The 9,945-nt window shown below is 44.7% G+C and carries 10 protein-coding genes; 7 read left to right on the forward strand and 3 right to left on the reverse strand.

Annotated features, from left to right (window positions below; genetic code table 11):
* On the forward strand, positions 1–790 hold a 790-nt coding region (locus F6J99_RS35090), incomplete at its 5' end, for a calcium-binding protein (protein ID WP_293120094.1).
* Between the two features lie 283 nt (positions 791–1,073).
* Positions 1,074–3,236 carry a glycine--tRNA ligase subunit beta gene (gene glyS, locus F6J99_RS35095; RefSeq protein ID WP_293120096.1) on the forward strand — a complete coding sequence of 721 codons (2,163 nt, stop codon included), beginning with the start codon at positions 1,074–1,076 and terminating at the stop codon, positions 3,234–3,236.
* 105 nt (positions 3,237–3,341) lie between these two features.
* Here glyS and F6J99_RS35100 read toward each other — a convergent pair whose 3' ends face one another.
* Positions 3,342–3,485 carry a hypothetical protein gene (locus tag F6J99_RS35100; protein WP_293120098.1) on the reverse strand — a complete coding sequence of 48 codons (144 nt, stop codon included), beginning with the start codon at positions 3,483–3,485 and terminating at the stop codon, positions 3,342–3,344.
* Between the two features lie 40 nt (positions 3,486–3,525).
* Between F6J99_RS35100 and F6J99_RS35105 the strand changes: the two genes are divergently transcribed.
* On the forward strand, positions 3,526–4,050 hold the full coding sequence (locus tag F6J99_RS35105; protein WP_293120100.1) for a hypothetical protein: 525 nt from the start codon (positions 3,526–3,528) through the stop codon (positions 4,048–4,050).
* A 42-nt stretch (positions 4,051–4,092) separates the two neighbouring features.
* Here the strand turns inward: F6J99_RS35105 and F6J99_RS35110 are convergent, their stop codons facing one another.
* Complete coding sequence (locus F6J99_RS35110; RefSeq protein WP_293120102.1) at positions 4,093–5,445, reverse strand: transposase; 1,353 nt, start codon at positions 5,443–5,445, stop codon at positions 4,093–4,095.
* An 82-nt stretch (positions 5,446–5,527) separates the two neighbouring features.
* Here F6J99_RS35110 and F6J99_RS35115 point away from each other — a divergent pair, with 82 nt between their 5' ends.
* Together F6J99_RS35115 and sbcD are read left to right on the forward strand one after the other, a co-directional pair.
* Positions 5,528–5,686 (forward strand): hypothetical protein, encoded by a 159-nt coding sequence (locus F6J99_RS35115; RefSeq protein WP_293120104.1) that lies wholly within the window; start codon positions 5,528–5,530, stop codon positions 5,684–5,686.
* A gap of 218 nt (positions 5,687–5,904) precedes the next feature.
* Positions 5,905–7,128: an exonuclease subunit SbcD gene (sbcD, locus tag F6J99_RS35120; protein WP_293120112.1), complete on the forward strand. Its 1,224-nt coding sequence runs from the start codon at positions 5,905–5,907 to the stop codon at positions 7,126–7,128.
* Positions 7,129–7,136: 8 nt separating this feature from the next.
* Here the strand turns inward: sbcD and F6J99_RS35125 are convergent, their stop codons facing one another.
* Positions 7,137–7,589 (reverse strand): helix-turn-helix domain-containing protein, encoded by a 453-nt coding sequence (locus tag F6J99_RS35125; protein WP_293120106.1) that lies wholly within the window; start codon positions 7,587–7,589, stop codon positions 7,137–7,139.
* A 435-nt stretch (positions 7,590–8,024) separates the two neighbouring features.
* Here F6J99_RS35125 and F6J99_RS35130 point away from each other — a divergent pair, with 435 nt between their 5' ends.
* Together F6J99_RS35130 and F6J99_RS35135 are read left to right on the forward strand one after the other, a co-directional pair.
* Positions 8,025–9,482, forward strand: coding sequence for a PP2C family protein-serine/threonine phosphatase (locus F6J99_RS35130; protein ID WP_293120108.1), 1,458 nt, complete (start codon positions 8,025–8,027; stop codon positions 9,480–9,482).
* Positions 9,483–9,510: 28 nt separating this feature from the next.
* On the forward strand, positions 9,511–9,762 hold the full coding sequence (locus F6J99_RS35135) for a hypothetical protein (protein WP_293120110.1): 252 nt from the start codon (positions 9,511–9,513) through the stop codon (positions 9,760–9,762).
* Positions 9,763–9,945 lie beyond the last annotated feature (183 nt).

Here is a 9,945-nt window from a genome sequence, read left to right on the forward strand (position 1 = left end):
CTCCACCTTCAAGGATTTTGCCTTTGTCTCCATCATCCCAAACGTTTTATCTAACCTGGCAGATACCAATAGTTCATTTCTGCTGTCTCCTACAGGATTTCGTGAGGAAACAGACTACGATACCTTTACCTACAAATTCCCAACTGCTGGCACTTATCTAGTAGGTATGGCAGTGGTGGATGTAGAAGATGAGTTGTTGGAATCCGCGCTACTAGTGGATAACTTAAGAGTTGTGCCGAAAGATGAAGTAATTGTAGGCACAAGCAACGGTGAAACTCTTTTCGGCACTGCTGATAATGACACCATCTACGGTCAGGGTGGTAATGACAGAATCTTTGGCAGTGAGGGAGTAAACATTATCTATGGTGGTGCTGGGGATGACGAGATTTTCGGCGGTTCCAACCCTGACACCATTTATGGCGGCACTGGTAATGACGAGATTTTCTCTTCCGGAGGCAATAACACAGTCTATGGAGGTATCGGTAATGACCTCATAGACACTGGCACTGGTAATGATTTAGTGGTTGGTGGCTTCGGCAACGATACGATCAGGCTTGGGGGTGGTCAGGATATTGTTGTCCTAGAAGCACGCAAAGGAACTGATACTATCATTAACTTTAAGGCTGGTAAGACGTCGCTAGGTCTGTCTGGTGGTTTGACTTTCAGTAACTTGAGGTTTAACCAAAGTGCTGATGGTGTCGAAATCGCTGTTAACGGTGAAGTCTTAGCAGTTGTCAATGATGCACAAGTTGGCACTATTGCCAGCGCTAGCAACTTTTTGACGATTTAGTGATCTGATTGAGCTTGATCTGTCACTAGAATCAGGGCTATTCCGTGGGTGGTGCGTTACGGGACGGGCTGTCCCAGCTGGGAACAGGCGCAACATTAGGGCGATTCCGTCCCTAACGCACCACTACTTAAGTTTTGTCAGTCAACCAGGATAGAGTTTAGCGACTGTCCCTGTAACTCTGCTTTTTCTGTGAAAACCATCATCACCAGGTCTAGAATCTCAAGAGGTACACTGGGGGAATTGGTAGTTAAAGATTATAGTTTTGATTAGCAATCAGTTCCCTATGTCTACATTTTTATTAGAAGTCGGTACAGAAGAATTACCCGCAGATTTTGTCGATAGTGCGATCGCACAGTGGCAATCGAAAATTCCCCAAACCCTGGATGAGTACTTTCTTACTCCAGAAGGAATTGAGATTTACGGCACCCCTCGCCGCTTAGCAGTTATCATTAAAGAATTACCTGAAAAGCAACCCGATCGAGAAGAAGAGGTTAAAGGACCACCAGCTAAGGCAGCGTTTAAGGATGGCCAACCTACTAAAGCAGCGATTGGGTTTGCCCGTAAACAGGGGGTAGAGCTAGATAATCTATTCCTCAGAGATACGGATAAAGGAGAATTTGTCTTTGTTCAGAAACAGATATCCGGTCGCCCCGCTACGGAAATTTTAACGGAACTGATTCCCCAATGGATATTTGGATTGGAAGGTAGACGGTTCATGCGCTGGGCGAATGGAGATTTAAAGTTTCCCCGTCCGATTCGCTGGCTAGTCACACTTTTGGATGATGTAGTGCTACCGGTAGAGTTAGATAATAATGCCGAGACTGTAAAAAGCGATCGCATTTCCAGTGGTCATCGGATCTTGTCTCCCAAACCAATAGAGATTCCCCAAGCAACAGATTATCAGTCCTGTTTGCGCAATGCTTATGTAGAGGTCAACCCTGAAACACGTCGCGAGACAATCAAATCACAAGTGGAGTCAGCCGCTAAACAGTTAGGTGGTTATACCCCTCTGTACCCTGAGTTATGGGAAGAAGTCACTAATTTAGTGGAATGGCCGACAGCAGTAGTGGGTAAATTTTCTTCAGACTTCTTGAATTTACCACAAGAAGTGGTCACTACAGAGATGGTGTCTCACCAGCGCTACTTTCCAGTATTCAAAACCGAAGCGGCTACTGAACTTATCCCCTATTTTATTACTATTGGTAACGGTGACCCGGCCAAATCGGAAATTATTGCTACTGGGAACGAGCGGGTAATCCGAGCGAGGCTAGCCGATGGACAGTTTTTCTACAAAACCGATATCGATTCACCCTTAGAAAGCTATTTACCCCAACTGGAGAAAGTCACTTTTCAGGAAGATTTAGGTTCAGTACGCCAAAAGGTCGGTAGAATAGAAAAGATAGCAAGTCAAATTACTGACCAGTTACGTCAACACTCTCCTAATCTAATCTCACCAGAGGCGATTACTCAGATTCAAAGGGCGGCCTTACTGTGTAAAGCAGACTTGGTTACCCAGATGGTCTATGAATTTCCTGAATTACAAGGGGTAATGGGACAAAAGTATGCCGTTGCTAGTGGGGAATCTGAGCAAGTCGCAACAGCAATTTTTGAGCATTATTTACCCAGAGGTGCAGGGGATTCTCTACCTAAAACCCTTACCGGGCAAGTGGTAGCATTAGCAGACAGGCTAGATACCTTAGTCAGTATCTTTGGCTTAGGTATGTTACCGACAGGCTCTTCTGACCCCTTTGCTCTACGTCGTGCTGCTAATGGAATTATCAACATTACCTGGGATGCCAACTTACCGATTAATCTCCAACAGTTGCTAAACGATATTGCTGCGGATTTTGTAGCTGCTTATCCAGACAAGAATTCACCAATAGAGTCATTACAGGAATTTTTCTTACAACGGATTCGGACTCTGCTCCAAGAAGAAAATAAAATTGACTATGATTTAGTGAATGCTGTGTTAGGAGAAGATGATCCGGAGTATCAAAACAGGGCATTAATTGACGTGTTAGATGTACGCGATCGCGCTTTGTTTCTCCAGTCTATCCGAGATAATGGTACTCTGAATAAAATCTATGAAACTGTCAACCGTTCAGCTCGTTTAGCTAAACAAGGGGATTTAGATACCAAACAGATACAACCAACAACAGTAGTGAATCCGGAACACTTCCAGAAATCTTGTGAGCAAGCATTTTATGATGCCCTAGTGGAATTAGTGCCAAAAATTAAAGCTTCTCAGGAAGAGCGAGATTATCAGAAATTAGTGGAAGCACTCGAAGAGATTGCTCCTACGGTTAGCACTTTCTTTGATGGTGACCAGAGTGTATTGGTGATGGATCCTGAGCCCAATATTCGCACTAATCGCTTGAATTTGTTGGGATTGTTGCGGAATCATGCTCGTGTGTTAGCAGATTTTGGAGCAATTGTCAAGAGTTAGGGTTTGGTTTGTAAGTATATGCGCTACGCGCACGCTACGCGAACAGTAATCAGTAATCAGCTATCAGCTATCAGCTATCAGCTATCAGCTATGAGTAATTAATAATCAGTAATCAGTAATCAGTAATTCGCTGACGGCTGACCGCTGACGGCTGACGGCTGACGGCTGACGGCTGACGGCTGACCGCTGATAGCTTTGGGGGATTGATAGTAAAAGCTCTATCTGCGGTTTTCTGAAAATTGTGGTCAAATTAAAACTGACCTACTATTGAGCTAGCCTGATAAATGCCATGGAGATTCTAGAAACCGTAACCTTTGATAATGCCATCGCATTCACGGAATCGATAATGACCAAAATGGCAACAGGGGAACTAACATCACCAGAAATTACCGAAGCGATCGCATCCTTAGTCAAAACCAAAAATGGTGCTAGAGGTTTCTTTGTCACCTACCTTACCAGTGACAGCACCTTAGCCGACAATCCCTCACCAGAGGTGATCACAGCTCTAGAGTCATCCCCCGAAATCGTAGCGGAACTGTTAGTCAAAAATTTAGCTATGTCAGCGGCAATGGGATTGAAGCATCGCCGCAATGGTAAAGAAGACATGGCTCAAGGATCAGACCGAGTGCGATCGCGTAGTGCTAATCTCATTAAACAACTAAACATGCCAAGCCTGTTTGACATTGCTCAACAGTTAAGGCAAAGCGCCCTTACTGGAGTTGGCAACTACCAAGAATTTCTGCAGCGCTGGAGATACGATTCTGAGCAAAAACAGGTCATCCATGAAGCTCTATCTGAAATTCTTGACGATTGAACCTCCCCACCCTTAAGAGGGATGGGGATTCCCAGGCACAACCTAATGGGCTGTTATCTCCGTGGGCGTGACTTTCCCTCGCACCGAGGGTAGCTGGATGGGGTTAATACCCAGTCGTTTTAAACCCCTGTTTTTAATATTTACACCACCATTCACATCAGCATCATCGTGATACCCACATTCAGTGCAGACAAACTTTTCACCATCTCGATTGTCTGCGCTGATGTGATGGCATCTTGGACATTCAACAGATGTATGCTTGGGATTAACTTTGATGACGGGTATGCCTGACTTTCCAGCCACGACTTCTACCTTCTTTACTAGTTCCCCCCAGGCGGCGTCAGATATTACGCGATTAAGTCCTCTTTTGGCAGATTGCCCGTTAGGATCGTACCCACCATTTTCATTCTTGTTGGGTTTGCAACGAGACTTCATCCCTTTAACGTTCAAATCTTCAAACACTAGGGCATCTGCACCATTGACCAACTTTTTGGCTACTTCCCAATGGTATGCTGAACGCTTGTTGGTTAACCGTTCATGTAACGACGCAACCCTACGAAATAATTTTTTACGGTTATTTGAGCCTTTCTGTTTCCGGCTTGCAGATCGTTGTCTTAGCTTTAAGCGTCTTCTTTGACGTTTGTACTTTTTGGTGTTAGCTGGGTTTCCAATAGTTTCACCATCGGAAGTGCTGACAAGTTTTCTAATGCCCAGGTCGCATCCTTTGACATGATTTGGATTAATTTCATCAGCAGTTTTTACCGGAGGTAACGGAACTGATTTGTCCTCAATCTGAATGCTGACAAACCAACCTCGTGACTTTCGACGCACAGTGACAGACTTCATCGTAAACCCTGCTGGGATGGGACGAGAATTATGAAATCTCATCCATCCTATTCCGGGCAAATAGATTCGGTTGCCGTCGAGTTTTACCTGACCTGGTGCATACTTGAAACTCCGGTAGCGAGAACGTCTCTTAGGCTTTGGATAACCCGCAACACCAAAAAAGAATTTTGAGAATGCAGTATCCAACTGTCTTAGCATCTGTTGTAGGACAGTTGAGTTTATTTCCTTGTACCAGGGACGTTCCCTTTTTAAACCTGGCAGAGTAGAGCTTTGCACCTCGTAAACACTGCGTCGAGGGTTTTTCTGACTCTTTTTCCACGGATAGCCAACAGAGGTTGACTTGTTGACCGAACATGTTAACGGACAAACTTCTCCACGAGTTTTCAAGTCACAGTAATCCCCCATTTTTGGTGATTTAACTTGCTCGTAAGAGTCATTCCTGTCCTTTAGAAGATAGTTGTACTGAGCCAACAACATATCTAACCAGCGATTCATTGTGGTTACTTGTTCAGAACTGGGAATAAGTTTGTAGACGTATCCAAGTTGCATGGTATCGACCTATTTGTCCGTGGTATTATAGATTATAGAATCTTTATGTGACAAGGCAATGACTAAAATAGAGACAAAAAAAATGGGCAGACCCTGTCTTCACGGGCAACCCAAGGCAGCACACACTATTAGAGTGACAGACACGGCATGGGATGGATTGAAGCGACTGGCATCCGAAACCGGTGTAAGCCTGTCAGAATATTTGGAAGCCCTGGGAAAGAATGGTACATTACCTAGTTGACAGATTGTGGCTTACGCCACTTGAGAGGGGAAATTCATCCCCGACTTAAGAGGACTGGGTATTCTTTCCCCTCTCAAACTCTCCCGTCTCCGATAACCCATACAGTTTCAGCAACCTTTGAGCAACATGGCTTATCCTATTGCCTTTTGGCTATTGCCTCTTGCCTTTCCCTGACAGAGTATGTTCATCTATCACATCGAAATTATATATCATGGCCAATGATAAAAATTCTTCACCTATCTGACATCCACATGGGTAGTGGTTTCTCCCATGGACGGATCAACCCTGCTACTGGAATCAATACACGTTTAGAAGATTTTGTCAATACCCTAGCTAAATGTATTGACCGAGCCATTACCGAACCTGTGGATTTAGTGCTTTTTGGCGGTGATGCCTTTCCCGATGCCACACCACCACCCTATGTTCAACAAGCCTTTGCCAATCAATTTCGCCGCTTAGTAGATGCAAACATTCCTACAGTTTTATTAGTAGGAAATCACGACCAACACTCCCAAGGACAAGGAGGTGCTAGCTTATGCATTTATCGTACCTTAGGTGTGCCTGGATTTGTAGTAGGGGATAGCATCGAAACTCATAAGATTCAAACCGACAATGGTCTAGTACAGGTGATTACTCTACCGTGGCTAACCAACTCCACCCTTCTCAGTCGCCCAGACACCGAAGGTTTAACCCTAGCTGAGGTTAACCAACTCCTGATCTCACGGCTTGAGCCAATCTTAGAAGCAGAAATTCGTAAACTTGACCCAAACCTGCCAACGGTTTTGTTAGGTCATTTAATGGCAGACCAAGCTAGATTTGGTGCAGAGCGCTTCCTCGCAGTTGGTAAAGGTTTTACTATTCCGCTCTCGCTGCTGACTCGACCCTGCTTTGATTATGTAGCTTTAGGACACATCCACCATCACCAGAATCTCAACCACTCCAATGACCCTCCAGTCATTTACCCTGGCAGCATTGAGCGGGTCGATTTCAGTGAAGAGAAGGAAGACAAAGGTTATGTCATGATTGAGCTGTCCAAAGGTCACGTTCAGTGGGAATTTTGTCCCTTGTCAGTACGACCCTTCCGTACCATTGAGGTCAACCTTGCTGAAGCAGATGATCCCCAAAATACTTTACTAAACGCTATTGGTAACGAAACTATTAAAGACGCTATAGTCCGGCTGATTTACAAGCTACGTTCTGAGCAGCTCGACCTAATTGACAATACTGCGATACATGAATCCTTGAGGCCAGCCCACCACTATACCATTCGCCCAGAATTAGTCAGCCAGCTAGCCCGTCCCCGGTTGCCGGAACTGGGTATAGGTAACAGTATTGACCCGATGGATGCGTTATCGACATATCTAGAGAATCGGCAAGACCTCAGAGATATTGCTGCAGATATGCTAGAAGCTGCAGAATGCCTATTAGAGAAAAATCGGTAATTTGGTAATTAGCTAGTTGCAGGAAAACTACCACCGATGAAGTGGATATCACTGAAGGTTTCAATCCACAGACGAGCGCCACAATCGAGTGGGTTATCAGGCTGATAGACAATCCGACATGGACCGAGGATTTCTACCTCGTTTCCGTATAGATTGTTGCCGCTTCGTTTTACTGAAATCACTGGCTTGCGGTCTTTGGGACTTTTGTGCATATTCGAGCCAATGTGATTGCGGTTGACATTGATCTTAGCTAGAGCCGGAGGACGATTTTTACGCCACTTACCCTTTGGTCCACGTTTGCCTTTAATAATTTGAGGCAGATAGTTAAACAGGGGAATAATCCAGAATTTACCGCTTTTATAAGCACCTCTGACCCGGCCAGAGCTCAGGAGTTGTCGCAATCGTCTAGACGAGATTCCTAACAGAGATGCCGCTTCAGTAGTACTAACACACTTGTTCATCAGTTGATTTTCCAAAACTATTCCTATAAAACTATAATAATAGAAAATTTGTGGAATGCCAAATCATGGGGTTCTATTAATTAATGCATCAGCCCTCAGCACTCAGAAGATTCCCGGAATAACATTGAGTGTAATTAGGGCTATCATTAGACAAATCAGGTCAGTTGGAATAATTGGTTGGGACTTTTGGAATAGCTAAAAATGGCAATCAGTGCTACTGTAGGATGCCATACTGTTGCGCTAGTTATCCTACATGGTTGAATCAATACCCAAGCAAAACTACCGTGAAGATCCAGGGTCAGCCATCGTAGGCTTCACAGGTCAACAGTGTCAGCAACAGCTGCTTGACAAAACCTGAGTAGACATCTGTTCTAACTCCTGATTAACCTGATGGTTTGTGCAGCATAACTGGTAACGCTCCTAACACCTGATGCAATGACAGCACTGCCCATTCCCCACCAACCCTCAAGTTCAACGAATAGCACCAGCTCCTATGCTGGTGCTAAGAAAAACCCTGTGTCCACCCTCAAAGAACTGGTGGCACGTCTTTATCGAGAACAGCACAAGGTTCAAGATTTGTTAAGCTCATTGGGGTTTGCCTTACGCAGCTTCAACAATCTCAATCAGTTTTTAGAGTTAATTCCTCTAATGGCAGCACGGGTCAGTGATGCCGATGGGGGAGCTTTAATCTTGTTCAATCGAGATGGTCAGGTACAACGCTCTGACCTACACTACCAGAACCCTCAGGTGGGTCAGACTATTCGTAAAGCGATAGAAAAGACCACCCACCAAGTGACAAGTCCTAATGGCCAAGGGGGGAATTCTAAGCAGACACCAACTTCTATGAAACTAGTTCAGGCATCCTTTGATAAAGTCTTGAGGGATTATCTTGAACCCAATATCAAACTGTTTAGTCTTCCCATTCTGCTTAAAAATGCTGAACAAGGACATTTGTATATCTTTAGCCATGACCCACAATATAATTGGACACCAACACGACAGAAGTTGGTAAGGTTAGTGGCTGACCAAACGGCAGTAGCGATCGCTAATGATGAACTTAAAGTTGAGCTACGCCATAAAGAACGCTTAGATCGAGAGTTAGAAATTGGTGCCGATATCCAAATCCGCCTACTACCGCGCCAATGCCCTGAAATTGAAGGGGTGGAATTAGCGGCTTTCTGTAAAACCGCTAACCGTGTTGGAGGTGACTACTACGATTTCATTCCCACCAACTACGACCAGCTCGGACCGAAAAACTCCGGGGATGGTAATCTCACTGATGACCACAGTGCTTATTTACCTTGGAGCATTGTGATTGGTGATGTGATGGGAAAAGGGGTTCCGGCTGGGTTGATTATGACTATGACCAGGGGAATGCTGCGAGCAGAAGTGCTAAACGGTCACTCCCCTGCACGCATTCTCGAACACTTGAACCGGGTTATGTATGTTGACTTGGAAAATTCCCATCGGTTCGTTACCTTGTTTTATTCTGAGTACGACCCCAAAACCAAGATTTTGTCCTATAGTAATGCCGCTCACAATCCCCCCTTGTTGTGGCAGGCATCAACCCGTTCTATCAAACCCTTGGATACCGCAGGGATGCTGATTGGTTTAGAAGTTGATTCTCAATACGAAGACTCTCACGTGCAGCTAGATTCAGGGGATACCATTATTTACTACACTGATGGCGTGACCGAGGCAGCCAATCTCAATGGCCATCGCTTTGATGAGGACAATCTAACTCAAAGCTTCCAGTGGGCCTGTGAACATAGTTATACTGCTCAGGAAATTTTAGATTACCTATTTGAGCAAGTGCAGCAGTTTACTGGTACAACAACTAACGGAGATGATATGACACTGGTCGTAATGCAGGTAAAATCAAGGTTTCACTAAAAGATTTAAGGTATAGGAAAGCAGAGCAATGGTGATTGTAGGCATACAAACAGCAATAGTTCCGTTATTATGCATTAGCGATTGGACTGATGTCTTGGGATGGCTGAACTCTAACTTACCCATCGATGGGCTAGTTTTGGCTCAAACTATTGAAGATCCAGATGTACTTGGTCAAATCAAGACGGCCTGGCAAAACTTTATTGATTCTGGTCAGGCTGCGGCGCTGGTGATTGGCTTAGTTGTTGGTTACTTATTCAGAAATCTAACTTCGTTTAACTAAATCGTCAGGTGTCAGCCGTCAGCTTTTAGCTCACGCTGCTTGAGGTGCTGTCAGCCGTCAGCTTAAGGTACATCTCGTTCGGGTAGCGTGCGCCTATGGGAAATGCGCAATGCCCAAACGGTAAAATTTAATAGTTCGAAATTGCTTATGCTAATCGCACCTAAGCTGATAGCTGAATGCTGA

It is taken from the genome of Moorena sp. SIO4G3 (assembly GCF_010692305.1).
GTDB lineage: Bacteria > Cyanobacteriota > Cyanobacteriia > Cyanobacteriales > Coleofasciculaceae > Moorena > Moorena producens_A.

Excerpts from the sequence above, each read along its gene's own strand:
- glyS (WP_293120096.1), top strand. The coding sequence starts at position 1,074 with ATGTCTACATTTTTATTAGAAGTCGGTACAGAAGAATTACCCGCAGAT.
- F6J99_RS35105 (WP_293120100.1), top strand. The coding sequence starts at position 3,526 with ATGGAGATTCTAGAAACCGTAACCTTTGATAATGCCATCGCATTCACG.
- F6J99_RS35110 (WP_293120102.1), bottom strand. The coding sequence starts at position 5,445 with ATGCAACTTGGATACGTCTACAAACTTATTCCCAGTTCTGAACAAGTA.
- F6J99_RS35115 (WP_293120104.1), top strand. The coding sequence starts at position 5,528 with ATGGGCAGACCCTGTCTTCACGGGCAACCCAAGGCAGCACACACTATT.
- sbcD (WP_293120112.1), top strand. The coding sequence starts at position 5,905 with ATGATAAAAATTCTTCACCTATCTGACATCCACATGGGTAGTGGTTTC.
- F6J99_RS35125 (WP_293120106.1), bottom strand. The coding sequence starts at position 7,589 with ATGAACAAGTGTGTTAGTACTACTGAAGCGGCATCTCTGTTAGGAATC.
- F6J99_RS35130 (WP_293120108.1), top strand. The coding sequence starts at position 8,025 with ATGACAGCACTGCCCATTCCCCACCAACCCTCAAGTTCAACGAATAGC.
- F6J99_RS35135 (WP_293120110.1), top strand. The coding sequence starts at position 9,511 with ATGGTGATTGTAGGCATACAAACAGCAATAGTTCCGTTATTATGCATT.